At 67.9% G+C, this 21,532-nt stretch carries 14 protein-coding genes and 4 pseudogenes; 5 read left to right on the forward strand and 13 right to left on the reverse strand.

What is annotated here, in order from left to right:
* Positions 1-92: 92 nt before the first annotated feature.
* A pseudogene (locus ACZ5SK_RS46260) lies at positions 93-740 on the reverse strand (bifunctional DNA primase/polymerase); the annotation flags it as partial.
* A gap of 1,962 nt (positions 741-2,702) precedes the next feature.
* Between ACZ5SK_RS46260 and ACZ5SK_RS46265 the strand changes: the two are divergent.
* Positions 2,703-3,377, forward strand: coding sequence for a hypothetical protein (locus ACZ5SK_RS46265; protein WP_468577943.1), 675 nt, complete (start codon positions 2,703-2,705; stop codon positions 3,375-3,377).
* A gap of 181 nt (positions 3,378-3,558) precedes the next feature.
* On the opposite strand, the gene ACZ5SK_RS46270 is transcribed toward ACZ5SK_RS46265, so the two are convergent.
* Complete coding sequence (locus tag ACZ5SK_RS46270) at positions 3,559-4,131, reverse strand: hypothetical protein (RefSeq protein WP_334581490.1); 573 nt, start codon at positions 4,129-4,131, stop codon at positions 3,559-3,561.
* A complete protein-coding gene (locus ACZ5SK_RS46275; protein WP_334581491.1) occupies positions 4,131-6,701 on the reverse strand; it encodes a type II toxin-antitoxin system prevent-host-death family antitoxin in 2,571 nt (856 codons plus the stop codon). The genes ACZ5SK_RS46270 and ACZ5SK_RS46275 overlap by 1 nt, the downstream gene beginning before the upstream one ends.
* A gap of 444 nt (positions 6,702-7,145) precedes the next feature.
* On the opposite strand from ACZ5SK_RS46275, the pseudogene ACZ5SK_RS46280 reads away from it, so the two are divergent.
* The 4 genes and pseudogenes from ACZ5SK_RS46280 to ACZ5SK_RS46295 all read left to right on the forward strand — a co-directional run.
* Positions 7,146-7,436, forward strand: a pseudogene (locus tag ACZ5SK_RS46280) (Fur family transcriptional regulator); the annotation flags it as partial.
* Between the two features lie 254 nt (positions 7,437-7,690).
* Entirely contained in the window at positions 7,691-8,206 is a 516-nt protein-coding gene (locus ACZ5SK_RS46285; RefSeq protein ID WP_079141244.1) for a MarR family transcriptional regulator, read from the forward strand.
* A gap of 253 nt (positions 8,207-8,459) precedes the next feature.
* On the forward strand, positions 8,460-9,449 hold the full coding sequence (locus tag ACZ5SK_RS46290) for a homogentisate 1,2-dioxygenase (RefSeq protein ID WP_468418061.1): 990 nt from the start codon (positions 8,460-8,462) through the stop codon (positions 9,447-9,449).
* Positions 9,436-10,611 carry an alpha/beta fold hydrolase gene (locus ACZ5SK_RS46295; RefSeq protein ID WP_069764863.1) on the forward strand — a complete coding sequence of 392 codons (1,176 nt, stop codon included), beginning with the start codon at positions 9,436-9,438 and terminating at the stop codon, positions 10,609-10,611. The genes ACZ5SK_RS46290 and ACZ5SK_RS46295 overlap by 14 nt, the downstream gene beginning before the upstream one ends.
* 120 nt (positions 10,612-10,731) lie before the next feature.
* Here the strand turns inward: ACZ5SK_RS46295 and ACZ5SK_RS46300 are convergent.
* The 10 genes and pseudogenes from ACZ5SK_RS46300 to ACZ5SK_RS46345 form a co-directional block, all read right to left on the reverse strand.
* Positions 10,732-11,005 (reverse strand): annotated as a pseudogene (locus ACZ5SK_RS46300) (undecaprenyl diphosphate synthase family protein); the annotation flags it as partial.
* A 151-nt stretch (positions 11,006-11,156) separates the two neighbouring features.
* Positions 11,157-11,606 (reverse strand): annotated as a pseudogene (locus ACZ5SK_RS46305) (transposase); the annotation flags it as partial.
* A gap of 451 nt (positions 11,607-12,057) precedes the next feature.
* Positions 12,058-13,476 (reverse strand): dihydrolipoyl dehydrogenase, encoded by a 1,419-nt coding sequence (gene lpdA / locus ACZ5SK_RS46310; protein WP_387729622.1) that lies wholly within the window; start codon positions 13,474-13,476, stop codon positions 12,058-12,060.
* A 58-nt stretch (positions 13,477-13,534) separates the two neighbouring features.
* Positions 13,535-16,003, reverse strand: a complete 2,469-nt coding sequence (locus tag ACZ5SK_RS46315) for an alpha-ketoacid dehydrogenase subunit alpha/beta (RefSeq protein ID WP_468158794.1) — start codon at positions 16,001-16,003, stop codon at positions 13,535-13,537.
* Positions 16,004-16,037: 34 nt separating this feature from the next.
* Positions 16,038-17,240, reverse strand: a complete 1,203-nt coding sequence (locus ACZ5SK_RS46320; protein ID WP_069764860.1) for a dihydrolipoamide acetyltransferase family protein — start codon at positions 17,238-17,240, stop codon at positions 16,038-16,040.
* Positions 17,225-18,157: a carbohydrate kinase family protein gene (locus ACZ5SK_RS46325; protein WP_069764859.1), complete on the reverse strand. Its 933-nt coding sequence runs from the start codon at positions 18,155-18,157 to the stop codon at positions 17,225-17,227. Before ACZ5SK_RS46325 ends, ACZ5SK_RS46320 begins: the two co-directional genes overlap by 16 nt.
* Before the next feature lie 25 nt (positions 18,158-18,182).
* Positions 18,183-18,635, reverse strand: a complete 453-nt coding sequence (locus ACZ5SK_RS46330) for a VOC family protein (RefSeq protein ID WP_069764858.1) — start codon at positions 18,633-18,635, stop codon at positions 18,183-18,185.
* Positions 18,632-19,411, reverse strand: a complete 780-nt coding sequence (locus ACZ5SK_RS46335; RefSeq protein ID WP_069764857.1) for an ATP-binding cassette domain-containing protein — start codon at positions 19,409-19,411, stop codon at positions 18,632-18,634. Before ACZ5SK_RS46335 ends, ACZ5SK_RS46330 begins: the two co-directional genes overlap by 4 nt.
* Positions 19,408-20,427: an ABC transporter permease gene (locus ACZ5SK_RS46340; RefSeq protein WP_088245473.1), complete on the reverse strand. Its 1,020-nt coding sequence runs from the start codon at positions 20,425-20,427 to the stop codon at positions 19,408-19,410. The genes ACZ5SK_RS46335 and ACZ5SK_RS46340 overlap by 4 nt, the downstream gene beginning before the upstream one ends.
* Positions 20,424-21,455 carry a substrate-binding domain-containing protein gene (locus ACZ5SK_RS46345; RefSeq protein ID WP_069764856.1) on the reverse strand — a complete coding sequence of 344 codons (1,032 nt, stop codon included), beginning with the start codon at positions 21,453-21,455 and terminating at the stop codon, positions 20,424-20,426. Before ACZ5SK_RS46345 ends, ACZ5SK_RS46340 begins: the two co-directional genes overlap by 4 nt.
* Positions 21,456-21,532: the final 77 nt, after the last annotated feature.

Below are 21,532 nucleotides of genomic sequence, written 5' to 3' on the forward strand. Positions count from 1 at the left end.
CGGCATCGCCCGCCTGCACAACCTCACCCTCGCCGGATAGCAGAGAAACGCAGGCCATCCTGCCCGGCAAAGACCAATTACGGGACAACCCTTAGCCACTCGGGCAGTGGTGCAGGCAGATGGGAGGGCCCCTCCCGCAGGTAAGTGCCGTGCGTGGTACGGGTGGTGGGGGCGACGATGTAGCCGCCGTCGGCTCGGACATCGACCTGCCAGGCCAGTGCGGTCTTGGTGCCGGACCCGGTCGAGCAGCGGAACCGGATGGCGGGGTGGGGGTTTCGGTACCACACGTGCAGTCCGCCGGAGGGGGTGCGCACACGCAGCGTGCTGTCGTCGTCCGCCGGACTGGGTTGGCCACGCAGTGCGGCCAGAAGTGCCAGGGTGTCGAAGCCTGAGGCCAGGCCATCCAGGTTCACGGAGTCGTGGATGGCGATCCCGGGCAGGAGCCGGCTGCGGTCCGGGACCGTGGCGGCGTGAGCGTCGATGTCGATGACGATCAGGTCGGCACCGCCGCATGCCACGCCGACGCCCCAGGAAGGGTGAGCGGACCACCAGGCGTCGATACTCGTGGCGTTGGTCGTCGCGGCGTGGAATCCGTGGCAGGGGCGGCCGGCGGGGATACAGGCGCATCCCGCGGGCGTGTGGTGCTTGCCCTTGCAGTCCGGGCAGTTGGCGGCGGGCGTCTTGCGTCCGGCCGACAAAGGGTGGACTGGCCAGCCCTGTTCGGCACACCAGCGGGCCACGGCGTGGGGTGAGGCTGTCCGCTCAGTGGCGGGCGCTCGCGTCACGTCGGGGCCGGGCACGCATCTGTCCTTCGGTGAGGGGCTTGTCCTTCGGTCCCTGACTTGTCCGGCCGGGGCGGGCGCGTGCTGGAGTGAGGGACCAAAGGGACTGTAGGGACTGGCTTTCGGAAGAGAGTGTAGGACCCCCGAGCGGGGACAGGTCGCAGCTCCCCCGCGTGGCGCCGTATCTGTTTTCGGGTCCCTACGGTCCCTTGAGTCTCTGAAGAGAGACCAGAATGCGCGACATGTGACCGCAATGCCCTAAATGCGAGTGTCTTGAGGGACCGTGATTCCTCTATCGGCAGCCCTGGAGGAGCATCGACGGCACAGGGACTCAAGCAGTCCCGGATGGCGGGCACTTCCTGCCTGGGGCTCATAGCGCCGATCCCTCACCAGGCCGTTCCCGCTGCTACTGCCCTCCGGGCAGGGCCTGAGCGCGGCGGGCCCGCGGGCTGGACCCTCCTTGAGTCCCTGGACATTCCCGCAGCTCAGGAGCCGATGCGGTACCCGAGAGGGACTGTAGGGACCGAGAACTCCAATTATGAGCCACCTACGTACGGATACCTCAACAGATACGCCCGCGCGTACACGCACACATAACTCGTTCATAATTCCCAACTAGAGTCCCTTGGGTCCCTTGCTGGCGTCGTCTACCGTCGTGACCTGCACGTTTACCAGGGACCGAACGGCAGGGACCGAACGTACAGAGGCCCTCGTCACGAAGTGGGGTCGAGTCCGGCGTAGAGCTGGGACGGCCCGTGCTGCCCTCGCCTGTGAGGCCGGGCCCCGGGTGTTCGCAGGCTTCACCCCCGCCAGGGTCTTGGCGTGAGTCGGGCACGGGTCTGGCGGCTGTCCGGGAGTTGATGTCGCCGGGCGCCTGCGCGTCTGGTTGCAGGCCTGTGTCCGATGTCAGACCCTTCCGGTTCACTGTGCGCCAACACAGCGAAAGGGCAGGGAAGTTAGACCTGGTGTACGACGATCCTCGCGGTTGGCTGCAGAACTACATCAAGAAGCGACCGGTCCCCAACCGGGCTGCGAAAGGCACCGGCTTTATCTACGTGCTAGCGATCACCGGCGCGGTGTCCTACGTGAAGGTGGGCTCGACCGCAGGGCCTCGCGCCCGCTTCGCAGCCCTGCGCAGCGAGGCACACCGGTTCGGGTCGACGGTGACCCGGGCCTGGTTGTCGCCTGCGCACCCGGAGTACCAAACCAGCGAGTCCCGCGCTCTGGCGTCCTGCCGTGCGTTATCCCCCTCATCAACGCCGCGCAGTGAGTACTTCCCCGAGCTCGACTTCGTCAGCGCGCGCCGCGAGGCGGTGAAGGCGGTTCTGGGGATCCGAGACCAGCCGCGGGTGTCAACGGCAACGCGCGCCGCCGGTCTACACGAACCGTTCCCCGTTGCAGTCCGCGCCGACTGGTCCCGAGCACCTACGACATCTACCGGCGGCGGCAGGAGTACTTCGCCCAAGGCAGTCGGCGACATCGCTTCCAGCGGCGTCACACCAGTCCCTCGGGACGCTCGCCGGCGGACCCATTTCGCAAGGCTCTCGAGGAACTTGTTCGACCCAGCGCTACGGTGATCGATCTGTCGTCCCGTCGCCGGATACGTGTCGACGAGACGCCATGAGACTCCGCTCGCGGCCGGGCGCACGATCACTTCGTACGCGGACGGTACAGGCGCGGCTACGGGGCGATACCTTGGGGCCGTGGATCAAGGACTGTCCAATCCAGAAGCCGCAGAGCGGGTGACAGGCCGGGATCAGGATGCCGTGCGGCTCCTGCTGCTCATCGACGGGGCCTGCGAGCCGGTGTCCGACATCGAGCGAGCCGCCCCCGGACTGGAATCTGCCGTGGGAGTCGTCCGCACTCAAGTGCGTCTTGAGAAACTGGACTTCTGGATGCGCAACCCCGACTACCTCGCTGATGGTCGAGCACCAGGCCCCGGGCGGGAACGTCGGGATGAAGCAGTCCGAGATCGACGCGATCCTCGGCGTCGGCCAGGCCTCGATGAGCCGCGCCATGGGCCTGCTCGTCGAGCGCGGCATCGTCCTGCGCTCCGGAGGCGGCCGCGGCCACCGCTACGCCCTCAACCCCGCCGTCGCCGGCTACGAGTCCCAGACCGACTGCCCGCTTGAGGTGAGCAGCCGAGCAATTGCTTCGTACGGCGAGTTCACCGTACGAAAGGCCCGCCGTCCGACGCAGTCGGCGCAGATACTCGGCGAGCATGCCCAAGGCCGGCACGGTGTGGTCGACCGGCGATTCCGGACGCGCCATCATCGCCCCCCCCGTCAGCTGCCAGAACCGGACGCCAGTGCGGCATTCAACAGGCGCCGCAGCAGACCGCGTTTCCCGCCGCCGCTGGGGAAGCGCCACCCCAACCGCGCCGGCCGCGGCCAGCAGCGTGACGGAGTCGCGCAAGCTCATGCCCGCGACCAGGCGCAGCACGACAGCGGCCGCGACGAAGCCCAGGCCCACCATGGCCTGAGGCATACCAAAGCGCGCCGGAGCCGCTGGGTCTTGCGGCTCGGTGTTCTTCTGGGACATAAGCCCTCCAAAATTCAGGAGGCGCGGCCACGACGGCCGGCACCCTGCTGCTGACATGGCGAATCCGGGGATAGCGGAGCGGTTCGGTGTGCCGCCCCGTGCGTGATCGGGATTCGGGCAGTCTGTACGGCTCGGGCTGTTGCCGCACAGACCCGTCAGTGGCGTGCCGACCGCCTGGAAACAGACTCCCGTAACAGAGAGTTGGCTCCAACTTCGTCCCAGCTACCGCGTACTGCTACCGGACTTCGACGGAGTACGAGGCGCCGGTGAACTCCCAGCCGTCGGTGCCTTCGCCGATGTCCTCGACGATGACGTCGTCGATGAAGTGGTCCTCGAACTCGTCGTCGGTGAGCTCGCCGGCGAGCCAGAGTTCCTCGATCGCGTCCCAGTGGCCCCGGCTGCCGTCGATCCGCAGGGGCGCGGCGTCCGCGGTGCCGCGCGTACGTACGTCGTCGCCGGTTTTGACGACGCCGCTGATCTCGTACTGGCCGTCTGTGATGTGGTCGGGGAGCGGGTCGGCGGGAACTATGGCGACGTTCTCGTACGCGGTGTGGATGACGTCGAGGTAGCTGCTGCGGACGTTGTACTCGGAGTCGGACAGCCAGTTGATGAGGGTCTTGGTCGTGACGTTCAGGCCGGCGTCCGCGAGGGCCTGCTGTCCGCGGTGGGTCGCGGTGAGCTGGCTGAGTTGGGCGTGCCAGTGCTTGGCGTTGTAGGAGGACAGCCGGTGGCGGGGGGTGACTTGGGAGCGCAGGAGGTCGTTGAGGGCGGCGCCCAGGGACCCTCCGCGCCCGGTGGGGCCGGCCATCAGTCGTCACCTTCGAGGATGGTCTCTCCGGCCTGGACGAACTTGCGCTTGACTTCGCCGAAGCCGGTCCCGATCCGGTACGTGGAGGGCGGCGTGCCGGGTGGCGTCCAGAAGATGGCCTGGTCGACGTTGCGCAGCGCGATGAGCTGGTGGCCTTCCTGGACGGCCTTGAAGGCGACGGTCCAGTGCCGGACCGAGGCCTCGGCGACCATGCTCATGCGCCAGTCCGGCCGCCAGAACGGGGATCGCTGGGAGGGGCGCTTGGGCCACAGCAGGCGCAGGGCGATGGACAGGCGGGTCTTGTACGTCTTGTAGGGGTCGCCGCCGACCTGGACGAGCTCGGTGCGTGCCTTGCGGGTGGCCTCGTAGAACGGCTTGAACAGGGACTCGTTGGCCTTGCCAGTCCAGGAGTCGTAGATGGTCGGCATCGCTGCGATGTGGTTGTCGCGGACGAGCTTGACCAGTTGCTTGATGTGGGGGGTGGTGACCCATACCCGGCCGTCCTCGTCGGGACGGTCGATGATCCGCCCCAGGGGGTGGGGCATGTCGGTGCGGGTCCACTTTGGGATGTCGATGAGGTAGATCCCGGCCCCGGCCTTGTCGTAGGCGTCGAGCGGGCCGGTGTGCAGGAGCTTGTTCGGGGCGAGCGGGACGGCCGAACAGGCGGAGGGGAAGGAGCCGTTGCGGTCGATGAGGCACAGCACGCCCTCACCGAAGGAGCCGGGTACGTCGATCTTGTCGCGCCGGACGCGCTTTCCATTCTCACGGATGTGGGGAACGCGGGTGACGGTGACGTCGGGGTGGGCCCAGCGGGGCTCGCCGTCCATGTGCTCGCTGATCAGCGGCCACGGACCGCTGTCGTGCTCCTCCTTGCGGATGACCTTGATCGGGTGCATCTTCGAGCGGTCGACCGAGTCCTTGAGGATCTTCAGGGCAGGGAAGACGTGGCCCTTGGGCTCGTCTTCTTCGTCCCCTGGCTGCAGACCGTCCTCGTCGTCTTCTTCGTCCTCCGGCGCGTCAGCCCGGGCCTGCCTGTTGCCTCCCGGGGCGTGAACAGCCGCAGTGGCAGCGGGAGTAGGGGGCCGCCCGGCGCCGGTGGCGTTGTCCGCGGATTCGGGCGTGCCGTAGGGCCGAAGCGCGTTGGCGAGGCGCTGCCCCTCGTGGGTGTCCGGCCACTGGGAGACCGTGGCGGCGGCCTGGAGCAGCGACGGCAGGATCTCCTTCAGCGCGGCCTGGTCGCCGCTCGTGACTGCGGTCCGCCATGCCGCGAGCTCGTGTGTGAGGGCGGCGGGGATCCCCTGGTGTCCACCGGATGTGTAGGGGAGGGCGGCTTCGGCCAGTTCCACCGCCTCCGTTCCACCGGCGGACACCGAGAGCCCCGGGCCCGCCGGGCTGTCGGCGCGGCTGCGGGAGGCGGCGCCGGCGTCGAGGAAGCGGGCGTGGATCATGTCGGGCTGCAGGTACGCCGAGCCGATCGTGCCAAAGTCGCGCTCCGCGACCGTCACCTGAACCCGAGCCGGGTCCTCGGTCGGCGTGAGCGTCAATGTGACGTCGGCGTCCAGGAGTCCCAGGAGTGCGGGATCGTCACTGTCCACGATGGCGAGCACCGGCACGTGCAATGTGCGCGCGAGAGTGGCCAGGACCTGCGAGGCGTCCGGGAGACGGTCCCCGGACAGCGGCAGACGGGCGCTGTGGGCGGCCTGCAGGCGGTCCACAACCACCAGGGCCAGGCCCTCCATGTGCGGGGCGGTCTCCCTGATGTCCTCGGCGGTCAGGTCACTGCCGTCATCGATCATCAGGAGGTCGCCCGCCTGGACGAGCTGGTGGGCGACTTTCTGCTCATGCTCGGTAAGGCGGCCCTGCTTGAGTCGCGCATATTCGCCGCCGGTCTCGGCGGAGATGATCCGGCGGAAGATGTCGTCCCGGTTCGGCCCGGAGGCCGCGTACAGGACCATGTCGTGGTCGACAAGTGCCGTCTTGCGTGCGGCCGCCAGTCCCAGCAGGCTTCCGCCGACGCTCGGACGAGCTGCCACCAGCGTCAGCTTGCCCCGCTGCAGACCGCCTGTCGCGGCGTCCAGGCCGGGCAGCCCGAAGGTGGGGCCGCCAGCAGGGCCGTCGGTGAGTACGGAACCGATGGCGTCGCCGAGCGTGGCGAGCCTGCGGGGCGTGCTGCCGCGGTCCTGGTTGCCTTGGCTGTTCACCGCACCTCCTGCGGTCACCGCGCCGGAGTGCGCGGCCGTGTCCGACGAGAGCGCATCAGGAGAGGGGTCGGCGGGGAGCAGCACCGCGACCGGAGTGGTGTTGCGCAGGAGCACCTGCGGCTGGCCCTTGGCCGCCAGCGTGACGAGGTCGCCGAAGTCCCTCTGCGCCGTACTCAGCACATGAGCCGGGAAGGCATCGGTCTTCCGCGCTGCCGGAAACCGGTCCAGCGGAGCCAGCAGAGCGCGCACCTTGTGCTTGGTGATCACCGTGGTGCGCCCCTGCTCTTCAACGAGCTTCACCAGCGCGTACAGGTTGTTCCGCGCCGTGGTGGCGTTGATCGGGCCCTCTTCCTGTGGTGACTGGCTCACTCACCCTCCTAGGGGACTCAACTGCCTACCACTATAGCAGAATTCACCCACCCTGCTTGTGGAAGTCACAATGTTCTTTGATTTTCTCACTCACTATTGGTGACTTCACGATGTGTGCATTGACGGGGTGGTCCTCCAGCCGTCAGCGGACAGCGGACAGCAAGGAGGCTGGGACCCCGGCCCCGGCCTCCGCCAGTTGATGGCCGTCGGTACAGGCGCGGACCGAGGTTGGGTCCCGCGCAGCACCACCCGAAGGACCCGTCTGTCCGGCTGCGCCATTTCACGCGACGTCCGGCGGGAAGCGTGGGGTTTCGGCGAGTTACTGAGTGGCAAGGTCGGCGTCTGACGGGGAGAGCCTGTGTCCCGGGCTCTGACAGGCCGGGCTGGCACAATGGCCTGGCAGGGCAGACGCGAGGAGGTAACCGGTGACCCGCAGGACCTTCCGTGAGAGGCCGTGCGATCCGGCAGCGGGCCGCCGTGGCTGCGGCGCTCGACGAGGTCGACGAGTTCCGCAGCGCGCAGGAACTGAACGACATGCTCAAGCACAAGGGCGACTCCGTCTGGCTGACCACGGTCTACCGCCGCTGCTCCACCGGCGAACACCACCACCACCTCGTCTGCCGCGTATGCGGCAAGGTCGAGGTCGAGGGCCCGGCGGTGGAGAAGTGGGCGGAGGCCATCGCGGCGGAGCACGGCTTTGTGAACATGGCGCACGCGGTGGAGATCTTCGGAACCGATATCGCCGGTTCGCCGTGGGGGCCCTGCATCGGCGGCCGTGGGTTACGTGTGGCTGGTCGCACAGTCGGCGCGCATCGTGATGGAGCCCCATTTCAGCTTCGCCCGCGCACTGAGTGAAAATTACGCAAAGGCAGGAGACCGTACGGACGCGGGCCACACCGCCTCATCGTTGTGGGGCCTTCCCGCACGCCCCGCCGCACCGTGGGGCAAGCGCGTGACCCGCCCTCCCCGCACACTCGACAGAAACGTAGATGATCATGACGTCAGATAACCGGAGGCGAGCGGCTGAACTTCTGGCCGAGAAGCATCGGCGAGCGGGCCTGATATCCGACGAGGGCCGTGTTCGGATGCTCGTCGCCGTGAACATGATCCGTACGTTCGGGCAGTTCTCGACGAAGGCGGACGCCTACCACCGGCAGTTCGGCTGGTCCTGGGCCGGCTTCCGGGTGCTCAACGCACTGTGGAGCGGGGGCGATCAGGAGATCAGAGACCTGGCGGAGCAAATGTGGTCCACCCGCGCGGCGGTCAGCAGTGCCGTGAACAAGCTGGAGGCGGCCGGGATGGTGCGGCGCAAGCCCGTTCCCACTGATCGACGGCTGGTCGTCGTACAGCTGACCGACAGCGGTCGGGAACAGCTCGAATGCGCGATCAAAGGTCAGGCTGAGCTTGAGCGGGAGTGGCTGAGCTGCCTGGATCCTCAGCAGCAGCGCCACCTCGCGGAACTGCTCCATACGCTGGCCGACGCCTCCGACGCACGGGGCTCCTGAGCGCGCCGGCAGGTTCGGCCTCCTCACAAAAAGGATGTCGTAAAGCGCTTGACGATTGCCTCCTCGGCTCGCACTATTGAGGTGGGACAGCGGCTCTTTCCGAGCCGCGAAATTAGTCACCGAAAGGTGAGTATCCGTGCCTCAGCCACGCTCAATCCTGCAAGTGAGTCAGGGCCGTACGCCTAGACAAGCGCATCGCGATCTCGACGGACTCGTCGAGGACGGCCTGACTCGCGATGGATTCGACGGCCCTATGACGCTCTTTTACCGTCACGGGGATCCGGGGAAGTACCGTACCGAGGGCCGTTTCCGCACCACCGCATTCGACAGCAACGTGCTCAAGACGAGCGACAGCGCCTCTGCCGACGGTGTTCCCCAGCGCCTTTTCTACAACAGTGACGTTTCGATCTGGTCGAGCCGTCGGCAGGAATCCATGCCGTGGTTCTTCCGGAACGTGGACGGCGACGAATGCTGGTTCGTCCACGAGGGAAGCGGCACGGTCGAGACGGAATACGGCGTCTTGCCGTTCGGCGTCGGGGACTACGTGTTCCTCCCCAAGGGGGCGACCCGGCGCTGGGTTGTCGACACGCCGCTGAACCTGTTCGGCATCGACACCTACAGCGGCGAACTGCGGGTGCCGACATATGCCGGCCTCGGCCGGTACGCCCCGTTCGACCCCGACCTCTTGAGGATCCCCACCCTCCAGGAAGCCGTCACCGACCCCGGCGAGTACCGGATCAGGGTGAAGTACGACGGCGAATACTCCGACGTCATCAGCGAGTCCCACCCGTTCGACGTCCTCGGCTGGAAGGGCGACCTCTTCCCGTTCTCCTTCAACATCGCGGACTGGAACGTCATCACCTCCGACAGTCTGCACCTGCCGCCGTCGGCGCACGTCTTCCTGACGGCCCCCGGGGTCAACCTGCTCAACCTGCTGCCCCGTCCCGCGGAGACGCGCCCCGGCGTGGAGCGGGTGCCGTACCACCACCGCAACGCCGACTTCGACGAGGTCGCCCTGCTGCACGGAGGCTCGGCCTTCGGCTCGCCCCTGCCGACGGGGCTCATCGACCACTCCCCTCAGGGGATCCACCACGGCATGTCGGAGGAAGTGCACAAGGCGGTCAGGGGGGCCATGGATGCCTACAACCGGGTCGAGTGGGAGATCATCATGGTCGAGACCCGCAAGCCCCTCCGCGTCGACCCGGTGATCACTGAACAGGAGCAGGGAAATGCCCCGGTCTGAACCGCGTGGCTTCGAGTCCACGACCATCACCATCGCCTTCGCCAACAAGACGGGAGGCCGTGAGTCCTACGGGTCGTGGGACGACACGGTGCTCCTGGAAGGAACACTGCTCGCCCGCTCCGATGTGCAGCAGGACACGGCCATCGTCTTCATTCACCCGGCGGGACGGCTTCACAGCCTTCCCCTTCCGCAGGAACTCGCGCGCCGTGGTGCGCATGTCTTCTGCGCGAGTACTCGGTATCCGAACAACGACTCCGCGCTCATCATGGAGAACGTCCTCATCGACCTCGGTCAGTGGATTCGCTATCTCCGTGAGGAGCACGGGTACGCAAAAGTCGTCCTCGGCGGATGGAGCGGTGGCGGATCGGTCGTCACCACTTATCAGGCCCAGGCCGAGAAGCCCACAATAACCGAGACGCCGACCGGTGAATCTGTCGACCTTTCCGATCTCATTGCCGCAGATGCCGTTCTCCAGCTGAACTCGCACATTTCCCGGGCTGCACTGCTCACCGACTCCCTGGATGCGTCGATCATCGACGAGCGCGACCCGTTCCGCCGGAATCCGGATCTGGATTTGTACGGGAGGGGGAATTCGCCGAAGCCGCCGTACTCTGCCGATTTCGTCGCCCAGTACCGGGAGGCGCAGCTGGCGCGGAGCCGCCGCATCACCGCCTGGGTGAAAGAGAGGCTCGCCGACGCGGGCCCGAACGGAGAGGTGGGTCTCAGCCTCCCGTTCGTGGTCTACGGCACGATGGCCGATCCCCGCTGGCTCGATCCCACGCTCGAACCGAACGAGCGACAGGCCGGGACAAGCTTCATCGGCGATCCGTCCCAGATGAACAACTCGTCCATCGCGTTGGGCCGGTACTCTTCGCTGCGAAGCTGGCTCTCGCAGTGGAGCATCGACGAGACCAACACCTCGACCGTGAAGTTCGGACACCAGGTGACGGTGCCCGCTCTGGTGCTCACCGCCGGTGCGGACAACGGGGTGCCCGTCTCACACGCTGACCTCATCATGGAAAGCGTCAGTGGAGAGGTCTCCCGGCACCACGTCGCCGGCGCGAACCACTACCTGCGCAACCAGCCAGAACAACTGGCGGAGGCGGTGACGACCGTTCTGGACTGGCTGCAGGACCGCGACCTGTACGCTCCGCCGGCGTAGCCAACTCAGGGCAGGGGCGGCGGGGCTGACACAACCGGTGGGGCCCCCGTTCCTGCACCTCCCGTCAGGCCTCCGAGGAACGCCCGTCCATGGCCAGCAACGCCTCGTTCGGGATCGCTCGCCGAACCGCCGGTCCAGACACGCCCGCCACAGGCCACGTCGGTCGAAGTCCGGCCACAGCACGTCCTGGAAGACCATCTCGGCGTTTGGAGGTGCGCTGCTCCCCGCTGGGTTGCAGGAACAGGTCGACGTTCGGCATGTCCGGGTAGTACATGTACTTCTGGATCGTCTTCTCGCTGACCTTCGACGGGTCGAGCAGCCCCGCCTTCACATCCTCCGCGATCGCCTGCATCGCGTCCGCGAGCTCGGCCCGGCCGCCGTGGTTCATGCACCAGTTGCCCTCGACTGGGTTGAGATCCGGTGCGTAGGGCGGGAGTTGATAGACGGTGAGCCAGTCGCGTTCGGCGATGTAGCGGCGCATCCCGGCCGTCAGGTGGGGTGTTCAAGATGCCACTATGTTGCGTCAAGTGGCAGTTAGCTGCGGTGGTGGAGGCAGTCGTCGGTTGTATCTGCCGGTAGATCTCGCGGGCCACGTAGCGTTTGAGACAGCGGATGATCTCGCGTTTCGACATGCCCTGCTTCGTGCGTCGTTCGAGGTAGGTGCGCGTGCGGGCGTCTCGGCGTGTCACGACGATGCGGTAGAGGGCGGCGTTGGCCTGGCGGTTGCCGCCGCGGTTCAGCCGTCGTCGCCGGATCTTTCCGGAGAACTGCTCGACGGGGCTGACGCCGCACAGAGCAGCGAAGGATACCTCGTTGGCCAGCCGGTCCGGGTTGTCGCCAGCGGCGATCAGCAGGGCAGCGGCACTGCTGGGCCCGACGCCGACGATGTCTAGGAGCCCTGGATGATGGGTGCGGACGTCTTGGTTGACCCTGCGGGTGAGTTCTTTCACCTCGTCGGTCAGCTGCTGGACGCGGTGGGCCAGCAGCCGGAGCGTGAAGACGGTCGCGCTTCCGGTGTCGGGAAGAATCGCCGGCGGCCCGGCAGTAGGGCCCGGCGCCATGGTCGCTCGCCGCGCTCCTGCGCGCCTGGCAGAAGGCTGCCTGAGACGGAACTCGGGGGGGTGCCGACCGACGGTTCGGCACCCCCCGAGTTCCTGGCACGGCTTCCGAAGCGGCTCGGTGCAGCGTCCGCCATGCTGCCGGGCGGTGAGGCCCCAGCGGGATCTCCACCGTGACCGCACGGCCGTCCGTCGCGTGATCGTCGTCCTGGACAACGCCGACAACGCGGCCCGGGTCGTCCTGCCGCGACCCCGGCCCTGCCGTACCGTATTTCGGCGGCGGCGCGGCCGGGGTCGCGGCAGGATCACGCAGGGCCGGCGCGTCCTCACGGCAGGAAAGCCTGGAGCCCGAGCCCCGCTCGGCGGAGGAGAGGACCACCTGTCGCCGTCAAAGGTTGATCATCGGTCCGGTCAGCCCGTGGATCGCCTCCTGCAGGGCCTCGCTCATCGTGGGGTGGGTGTGGACGTTGTACGTGAGATCCTCCGCCGTCAGCTCGAAGCGTTGGGCGAGTGTGAGCTCGGGGAGCAGTTCTGAGACCTCGTGCCCGACCAGGTGAGCGCCGATCAACTCGCCATGTTTGGCGTCGGCGACGAGCTTGACGAATCCGCTCGCGTCACCGACGGCGTGCGCTCTGGCGTTGGCGTTGAAGGGAAACGTCGAGACGATCACGTCGTGGCCCTCGTCGCGTGCCTGTTGCTCGGTCAGGCCGAAGCTGGCGGCCTGCGGCTGTGCGAAGGTCGCACGCGGCATCATCCGGTAGTCCCCCAGAGGCTGGGGATCGTGCCCTGCGGCGTCCTCGGCCGCGACGATGCCTTGCGCTTCCGCGACATGGGCGAGCTGCAGTTTCGCGGTCACGTCGCCGACGGCGTAGATCCCGTCCGCCGTGGTGCGCATCCGCTCGTCGATATCGATCGCGCCCCGGCCGGTCAGGACGGCGCCCGTCTTTTCCAGACCGTAGCCGTCGACGCGGGGGACGAAGCCGATGGAGACGAGTACCTTGTCGGCGACGATCTCCGCGGGGGTGTCCGTGCCCGTCCCGTGGCAGGTGAGGTGTACGACGTCACCTGTGTCCTCCACCGACTCCACGCGGGCTCCGGTGATCAACTGGACGCCCTGCTTCCTGAGTTGCCGGGCGATCTCCTTCGACACATCGGCGTCCTCGTTCGGCAGAGCCCGGTCGGCGTACTCGACGACGGTCACCGTGACTCCGTACGCCGAGAGGAGGGAGGCGAACTCGACACCGATCGCGCCGGCACCGATGATCACGACGGAGTCGGGCACGCTCTCCGCGAGGATCATCCCCTCGTAGTCCACGACGTTCGCGCTCAGACCGACACCGGTGAGCAGTCTGGCGTTCGCACCCGTCGCGATGATCGCTTTGTCGAAGGTCACGTACCGGGTTCCGCCGGTGCCGAGGGCCACCTCCATCGTCCGAGGCCCCGTGAACGCTCCACGCCCTTCGAGTTCGACGACGCCGTTCTTGCGCATCAGGTAGTGGATGCCCTGGGCTCTGGCCTGCGCGACCGTGCGGCTGCGCTCGTAGGCGGCTCGGTAGTCGATGCTGAGGTCTCCCGAGATCCCGTACTGGGCGGCGTCGTCCCGCAGGATGCGCGCGATCTCCGCGTTGCGCAGGAGTGATTTGGTCGGTACGCATCCCACGTTGAGACACACTCCGCCCCAGTACCGCTCCTCGACGATGGCTACCCGCAAGCCCAGTTGAGCGGCCCGCACGGCCGCGACGTATCCTCCGGGGCCGGCGCCGAGGACGACGAGGTCGACATGCGTGTCCGGTGCATCGTTCGTCATGGATGTCAGTTCTTCCTATGGGTGTCGCTTCAGGTGAACGGCACGGCTTCGGCTGCTGTCAGATGCCCAGTGCCGACTCATGAAGCGTTCCGTCGGCACCGGGGCCGGGCTGAACGACATGGCCCGGCAACGGCACGATGCGTGTGTGCACCGCGTCGAGGATGTCGTCGGACGTCACGAAGAACTCCCACTCCAGCTCGGCCGGAGGGGCGATCCAGTTGCGTGCGCCGAGGACGACGACGGGCGCGTCGAGGTGGTCGAATGCCTCCTCGGACGTCTTGGCGGCGACGGTGTTCAGCCAGCTGCCGCGGAGACTGGCGTCCGAGACACAGACGAGGCGGCCGGTCTTCGCGACCGACTCCAGGAGGATGTCGTACTCGAAGGGCACCAGGGAGCGGGCGTCGATGACCTCCACGCTCATCCCGTGCCGCTCCTCCAGTGTCTTCGCGGCGTCGAGCGCGCGGTACAGCGCGGCGCCGACGGTGAGGATCGTGAGGCCGGAGCCGGTTCGCACGACCGCGGGGCGGCCGATGGGCACGAAGTAGTCCTCTCGCGGAACACCGTCGGCATGCACCGTCTCGGGCAGGTCGTACAGGCGTTGACTCTCGAAGAACACCACGGGGTCGTCGCCGGCGAGGGCGCTCGCCATGAGCCCCTTCGCATCGCGGGCGGTGGCGGGGAAGACCACCTTCAGTCCGGGCACGCCGGCCACCATCGAACTCCAGTCCTGGGAGTGCTGCGCTCCGTACTTGGCACCCACGGAGACCCGCATGACCATGGGTATCCGGACGAGTCCGCCCGACATCGGCTGCCACTTCGCCATCTGGTTGAAGATCTCGTCGCCCGCGCGACCGATGAAGTCCGCGTACATGAGCTCGATCAGGGACCGGCCTCCGCTGAGTGCGAAACCGACACCCGCGCCCACGATGGCGGCCTCGGAGATGGGCGCGTTGAAGAGACGGTGCCGGGGCAGCAGTTCTGTGAGTCCCCGATAGACACCGAAGGAACCGCCCCAGTCACGGTTCTCCTCGCCCCACAGGGCGATGCGGTCGTCCGCCGCGACGGCCGACGCGATCGCCTCGAAGAGGGCGTCCCGGAAGGTCAGGGCGCGTGCGCCGCTCAGGGCCTTCCCCCCGGCGGTCCCGGTGCGTGACTTCTTGCCGACGTTGAGGAGGTGCGGCAGCTCGGCGAGGGGCACGGTCGTCTCACCGGCGGGTGCGCTCTCGCGGTCGGTCGTCGCGTTGTTGAAGGTGATGCCCGCCATCACACCGGGATCCGTGCGCAGGTCCAGACGGGGCGAGATCGTGAAGTCGACGGCCACCTCGAGCGTGGCTCGTACGGTTTTCTCGGCCCACGCCTTCAGCTCCGTCTGAAGCGTCGCGTCGAACACGCCGCCCTCGACGAGCCGTTGGAAGTAGGAGTCGACCGGATCCGCCGCCGTCCACAGGTCGACCTCGTCCTTCGTGCGGTAGGACGACGCGTCGCTCGGTGAGTGCCCGGACAGACGGTAGGTCTGACAGTCGATGAGGACCGGACCTTCACCGCGCTCGATGTGCTCGCGCGCCGTCGTCATCGCATCAATGACCGCGAAGGGATCGTTGCCGTCGACGGTCTGGGTGTGCATGTTGTGCCGGTTGACGCCCGCGCCGATGCGCGACAGCTGGTCGAAGGCCATCGTCTCGCCGATGGTCTGCCCGCCCATGCCGTAGAAGTTGTTGACGACGAAGAAGACGACGGGAAGGCCGCCGCGATGCTCGTCGTCCATGAGGCCCGTCAGCTGGGCCATGCCGGCGAAGTTGAACGACTCCCAGACCGGGCCGGTTCCGACCGAGGCGTCACCGATGCTGGCCACGACGATGCCCTCGGTTCGCCGCAGCCGGTTGTACAACGCCGCACCGGTCGCCAGCGGGGCCGATCCGCCGACGATGGCGTTGTTGGGGAAAATACCCAGAGGCGGGAAGAACGCGTGCATGCTGCCGCCCAGCCCCCGGTTGAAACCGGTGCTGCGTCCGAAGGTCTCCGCCGTCATGCCGTACATGAGGAAGTTGATCGCCTGCTGTTCGAAGTCGTTGTCCGCGAGCCGCTCACGGACGACGCGCCAGACCGCGCCGTCCGACCACGCCTCCAGTTCGGGGTTGAGGCTGTCGGGCGTCGACTCGGCGATCGCGGACAGTCCCTTGGCGATGACCTCGCCGTGACTGCGATGGCTGCCGAACACCTTGTCGGTGACGCCGAGTGAGAACGCCTGTCCCACCGCGGCCGCCTCCTGGCCGATGGACAGATGGGCGGGGCCTTGGTGCACGTAGTCGATACCGAGGTACGAGCCCTCACGTTTGATCGCGTTGAGCATCAGCTCGAACTCACGCACAAGGACCATGTCCCGTCCGATGCGGCGCAGGGCGTCCGTGCCGTAGAGCGAACGCTCCCGTTCAAGGTCGGGAACGTAGGCATTGACGGGTACGGGGGCGAGCGTCAGTTCCCGCCTCTCACGTACGGCGGACGGGTCGATCATCAGTTCTTTCGCCATGGCGGTTATGACTCCTGTGGGGCGGACGCAGCGCTCAGAACGCGGCGAGGGTGTCTACGGTCTGCACGGCGTGCGCGATGTCCCGGAGCGCCGCCGCTGCGGCCGCGCCGTCGATGGCACGGTGGTCGAACGTAAGGGACAGCGGAAGGACGGCGGGCGCGTCGGGATGGGCACGGTGAACCGCGCCGACGCCGAGGATGCCTGCCTGCGGCGGGTTCAGCACGGGCGTGAACCAGTGGACCCCGAGTCCTCCGAGGTTGGAGACAGTGAACGTGCCGCCTTCCATCTCGCGTGCTTCGATCCTGCTGTCACGAGCCCGGGTGATCACCGAACGCGCGGCGGCGGAGAGCTGGCCGAGCGTCAGCGTGTCGGCCTGCAGGATGACCGGGACCAGCAACGCTTTCCCGGTGTCCACGGCGACGCCCAGGTGCACGGTGGAGAACTGGGTGATGCCGTCCCAGTCGAACCACGCGTTGAGGGCCGGGTGCTTCCCGACCGTGCGTGCCGTGGCGAAGAGCACAAGGTCGTTGATGCTCACAGCCGGCCGATCGTCGGTCTGCGCGACCTCTTTCAGACGCGCGGCGTAGTGGACCAACGCGTCCGCCGGCGCGTAGCGGGTGAGCGTGACCTGGGCGGCCTCCTGCAGCGATGCCTGCATACGCCGCGCGGTCACCTTCCGGGCTCCACGCACCGGGACCACGCGGGAGCCGTCCGACGACGCGGCCACGGACGGCGCCGAAGTCACCGAAGGGTGTGTGTCAGGGGCGGCGGCCGGGACATCGCGGATGACGATCCGGCCGAACGGCCCCGAGCCGTCCAGGCTCGCCAGGTCGATACCGCGCTCGGCCGCGATGCGTCGGGCGCGCGGAGAGGCGTTGACCCGTGTGCGGCTGTCCGGGCGCGGGGCTCGCACTGTGGGCGGCGCTTCCCGCACGACCGGCCCGGCCGACGCTTTCGGTGGCGACTGCCCGGCCGGGGATCCCGCGGAGTCGGCCTCACCGGGCGCGCCGATGAGCATGAGGGTGGAGTGCTCGGGGGCCTCCTCGCCCTCGGCGACGAGGATCTCGAGCACCGAACCGCTGACGGGTGCTTCGACGTCCATGGCGGACTTGGCGGTCTCCAGGCTGCCGAGGATGTCGCCGGTGCTCACCTCGGAGCCCACGGACACATTCCATTCGAGGACGACGGCGGCCTCGCCGGCGTTGCCCGTCGTGGGTACTTTCACTTCCGTTGCCATGCTGTCCGTTCATTCACGATGAGGCGCTGGTGGGGTGGTGCGAGATCGTCGGCCGTGGGCATCGCCTCCGCGCCGCCCGGGCGCGAGCAGCAGACGCCGGCTGCCTGCATGGCGAACCGCAGGACGCGCGTCCAGCCGTGCAGGTCGTCGGGTACACCTTCCGCTACCAGCCTGCTGATGACGGCTGCGGTGACGGCGTCGCCGCCGCCCGTGGTGTCCACGACAGGAGCGCCACTCACGGGGACGGTCGCGGAGCCCGACGCGTGGTGGACCGTGGCGCCCTGTTCTGCCGCGGTGAGGATCACCGCCGTGCTGCCCCGGGAGAGGTAGTCGGCGGCGAGTGCCGCCGCGGGCCGGTCCGGCGCGAGGAAGTCGGCGTCCTCGGCACTGAGTTTGACCACGGTGGCATGGGCGGCCAGCCGGGCGATGTCGGCCCGGTAGCGCTCCGGGTCGGTGACCAGACCGGGACGTACGTTGGGATCCAGCGTCCGCACCCCGTCCCCTCGGGAGAACAGCTTGACCGCCGACGCGTACACATCCGCGTCGAGGAGCCCGATGGAGCCCGCGTGCACGACTGAGAACTCTCCGTCCGCGACCGCGTCGGCGGGGTGGAACACCCCGGCCGGCGCGGGACTGGCGTAGAAGGAGTAGTGCGGCTGCCCCTCTACGAGAGTGGCGAGCGCCAACGTGGTCCGCGTCGGCACGGGGACGGACAGACGGAGGTCCACTCCCTCGTCCTGGAGGAAGCGCCGGGTGCGCATCCCCAGGGCGTCGGTGGAGATGGTGCCGGCGAAGCACACGGCGGTGCCCAGTCGGGCCAGCCCGACGGCGACGTTGAGGGGGCTGCCGCCGGGGTGTGCGACATAGTGGTCGTCGGCCCCGACGGTCTGGGTCAGGTCGATCAGACTCTCCCCCATCGACAGAACGCCGGCGGCACGTCGGCTAGTCACCCGCCGCCCCGACGAGTTCGACGGAGATGCCGTCGGGGTCGCGGAGGTAGACGACGGTGCCGCCGCTCCACGGGCCGCCCTCGACGGTCTGCGGCTCCGAGACGAAGTCGAGACGGCGCCGGTTGCGGTCGTAGAAGTCCTGGAGCCCGGGCATGTTCAAGGCGAGATGTGCCGCACCGACGTCCCAGTTCCGCAGCGATGCCGCAGTGGTGCCGTCCTGCGGCTTCTCGTATTCGAGGAGTTCGAGGATGCCGTCGTCCAGCGGTATGAAGGCCACTCGGATCCGCGGGTCGTCCGCGCCGACGAGCTTGCCGAGCCAGGCTCCCTTGACGGTGAAGACGTGTCCCTCGGGCGGGCGGGGCAGGCCGAGTTCCCCGCAGTAGAAGTCCAGGGAGCGTTCCAGGTTGAAGACCGTGATACCCATGTGGTTGAATCGTTTGCTCATGCGAACATCTCCTTGTCGGTCGAGGCGCCGGTGATGAGGGCCACCAGGCGGTCGGGCGAGAGCTGGCCCACTGGGCGGGAGGACACGGTGCGGCCGTGCCGCAGCACGGTCACGGTGTCGCACAGGCGCAGTACCTGGGGCATGTCGTGGCTGATGAGCAGCACGCTCGTGCCTCGTGAGCGCAGCCGGCCGATGAGTTCCTCGACGGCGGCGGTCTCCCGCACGCCCAGTGCCGCGGTCGGTTCGTCCATGATGACCAGCGACGGGCCCCAGGAGACCGCGCGGCTGATGGCGACCGCCTGCCGCTGGCCTCCGGAGAGGGCCCTGATCTCGATGTCGGGCGACGGGATGCGCACGTCCAGCTCCTCGAGCATGCGGGCCGCGTCGCGGGACATGGCCTTGCGCCGCAGGACGGAGAAGGGGCCGCGGCCCCAGGTGAGCTCCCGGTTCAGGTGGAGGTTGTGCCAGACGGGCAGGTCGTCGACGAGTCCGAGGTCCTGGTAGACGGTCTCGATCCCGAGCTTCCGCGCGTGGTCCGGGCTGCTCACGGTCACGGCCTTGCCGCGGAACGCGAGCGAGCCCGCGTCGGGCGAGTAGATGCCTGTGAGGCATTTGATGAAGGTGGACTTGCCGGCACCGTTGTCGCCCACGATGGCAGTGATGTGTCCGGGCTCCACCCCGACCGACATGCCACGCAGGACATCGACGGCGCCGAAGGACTTGTGCACGTCCCGTGCCTCGAACAGCGGCGCGTCCGTTGTCGTGTGCGTACTCATCGCTTCACCGTCTTGTTGAAGATCGCCGACGCGATGACCACGCCGCCCACCGCGATCGGCTGGTAGAAGGGCGACACCTGCATGAGCGTGAAGCCGTTCAGCAACGACGTCAGCAGCAGCGCGCCCACCGCGGACCCGATCACGGATCCCTTGCCCCCCTTGAGGCTGGCCCCGCCGAGCACGACCGCGGCGATCGAGCCGAGCAGCAGGGACGTACCGACGTTCGGATCCGCCGCGCCGGTGCGGGCGACCAGGAGCAAGGCCGCGATACCGGCGGTACAGCCGCAGATGGTGTAGGCGGTCACCTTGATCGCCGTCGTGGCGATGCCCGCCTCCCGGGCGGCCAGTTCGTTTCCGCCGGTGGCCCTGATGTGTCCGCCGACACGCGTGTAGAACATCAGTACGTGGCCGATGGCCACGACCACCACCGCGACGAGGATGAAGTACTTCAGCCCACCGAAGCCGTCCGTGGCGAAGTCGAGAAGCGCCGTGCTGCGTACGCTCAGTGGCTGACCGTCCGAGAGGATCAGCCCCGCACCGGACAGAATGCTCAGCCCGCCCAGTGTGACCACGAAGTCGTTGATCTTGAACAGGGCGATGACACCACCGACGACGGCGCCGACCGCCAGGCCGCCGAGGATGGTGAGCGGTATCGAGTACCCGAGTCCGATCCCCGCGGTCGAGAACAGGACGCCGAGCAGGATCCCGGAGAACTGCACGTTCGAACCGATCGTGAGGTCGATGCCGCCGACGACGATCACGAAGGTCTGGCCGACGGCCATCACGACGGCCACCGCCGACGAGACGAGCACCGCCTCCACGTTCGACACGGTCAGGAAGTCGGGGGTGAGGATGAAGAACAGCAGCCACACCCCGAGGAGGCCGAGGTACACGGCGTTCTTGCCCCAGAAGCCCGAGCGGCGCAGCCGTCCGAACGCTGACGCCGTGTGGGACCTGGGCGAGGCTTCGGGAGAGTCCTTGGCCGACACGGTCCGTGCGTCCGTGTGCGCGCTCACTTCACCGGCTCCAGCATGTCCTTGAAGGGGTTGGCGACCTTCTGCAGCGGCTTCGGATAGGCGTCGATCTGCTTCTGCGCGTTGTCCTTGGTGATCAGGGAGATCGGCGCGGGCACGTAGGAGGGCAGACGGTGACCGTTCTTCAACGCGATGCACGCGTCGACGGCCATCCCGCTCATCACGTACGGGTACTGGATCACGGTGGCGGCGAGCCCGCCGTCGCGCACCGACTCCAGCGCCTCCTGGATCCCGTCGACGCTGATGACCTTCACCTTGTCGGCCAGTCCCGCGGCAGTGACCGCCCGGAGTGCGCCCAGGCCCATCTCGTCGTTCGCGGCGAAGATGCCGGTCAGGTCGGGGTGAGCACGCAGGATCGCTTCGGTCGCGGTCTGCGCCGCGGCGCGCTCGAAGTTCGCGGACACCTGCTGGACGATCTGAAGCTTGCCCTTGACGGCCGCGCGGAAGCCCTGCTGGCGCAGCGTCGAGTTGTGCTCGCCGGGGGTGCCCAGCAGCATGGCGACCTTCCCGGTGCCACCGAGGATCGTCGCCATGCGGTCGCCCGCCAGCGTGCCGGCCTTCTCGTTGTCGCTGCCGATGTACGTCGCAACGTCGAGTCCCGCCGCCTTGGCGGCCTTCGGGTCGATGAGGGCGTCGATGTCGATGACGTGGATGCCCCGCTTGGCGGCGGCCACGAGCGGGGTGATCACGTTCGAGTCGTTGATCGGGACCACGCCGATGCAGTCCCAGTTCTGGTTCGCCAGGGTCGACAGGTTGTTGCTCATGCCCTGGATGTCGGTCTCGGAGTCGCCGACGGCCACGGTGCCGGTGACGCCCCGCTTGGCGAACGCGGCCTTGGCCCCCTTGTCCCACGCGACCCAGTACGCGTTGGTGAGATCTCTGGTGACCAGCGCCACCCTGGCCTTGTCGGTGGTCGCGCTCTGGTCCGAGCCGCCGCGACCGCAGCCGGCGAGCGCGACGAGCATTACCCCGGTAGCCGAGGCCGCGAGAATCTTCTTTGAGACGCGCATGACCGGCCCCCTCCTGTTTGGTTTTGGCACGTGCCAAAAGTAAGATGCGACGCACTGAACCAGAGGCTCGAGCAGGG

The sequence above is a fragment of the Streptomyces sp. NPDC031474 genome, assembly GCF_055581185.1.

Excerpts from the sequence above, each read along its gene's own strand:
- ACZ5SK_RS46320 (WP_069764860.1), bottom strand. The coding sequence starts at position 17,240 with ATGGCAACGGAAGTGAAAGTACCCACGACGGGCAACGCCGGCGAGGCC.
- ACZ5SK_RS46335 (WP_069764857.1), bottom strand. The coding sequence starts at position 19,411 with ATGAGTACGCACACGACAACGGACGCGCCGCTGTTCGAGGCACGGGAC.
- ACZ5SK_RS46265 (WP_468577943.1), top strand. The coding sequence starts at position 2,703 with ATGGTCGAGCACCAGGCCCCGGGCGGGAACGTCGGGATGAAGCAGTCC.
- lpdA (WP_387729622.1), bottom strand. The coding sequence starts at position 13,476 with ATGACGAACGATGCACCGGACACGCATGTCGACCTCGTCGTCCTCGGC.
- ACZ5SK_RS46285 (WP_079141244.1), top strand. The coding sequence starts at position 7,691 with ATGATCATGACGTCAGATAACCGGAGGCGAGCGGCTGAACTTCTGGCC.
- ACZ5SK_RS46290 (WP_468418061.1), top strand. The coding sequence starts at position 8,460 with ATGACGCTCTTTTACCGTCACGGGGATCCGGGGAAGTACCGTACCGAG.
- ACZ5SK_RS46330 (WP_069764858.1), bottom strand. The coding sequence starts at position 18,635 with ATGAGCAAACGATTCAACCACATGGGTATCACGGTCTTCAACCTGGAA.
- ACZ5SK_RS46315 (WP_468158794.1), bottom strand. The coding sequence starts at position 16,003 with ATGGCGAAAGAACTGATGATCGACCCGTCCGCCGTACGTGAGAGGCGG.
- ACZ5SK_RS46270 (WP_334581490.1), bottom strand. The coding sequence starts at position 4,131 with ATGGCCGGCCCCACCGGGCGCGGAGGGTCCCTGGGCGCCGCCCTCAAC.
- ACZ5SK_RS46325 (WP_069764859.1), bottom strand. The coding sequence starts at position 18,157 with ATGGGGGAGAGTCTGATCGACCTGACCCAGACCGTCGGGGCCGACGAC.
- ACZ5SK_RS46345 (WP_069764856.1), bottom strand. The coding sequence starts at position 21,455 with ATGCGCGTCTCAAAGAAGATTCTCGCGGCCTCGGCTACCGGGGTAATG.
- ACZ5SK_RS46295 (WP_069764863.1), top strand. The coding sequence starts at position 9,436 with ATGCCCCGGTCTGAACCGCGTGGCTTCGAGTCCACGACCATCACCATC.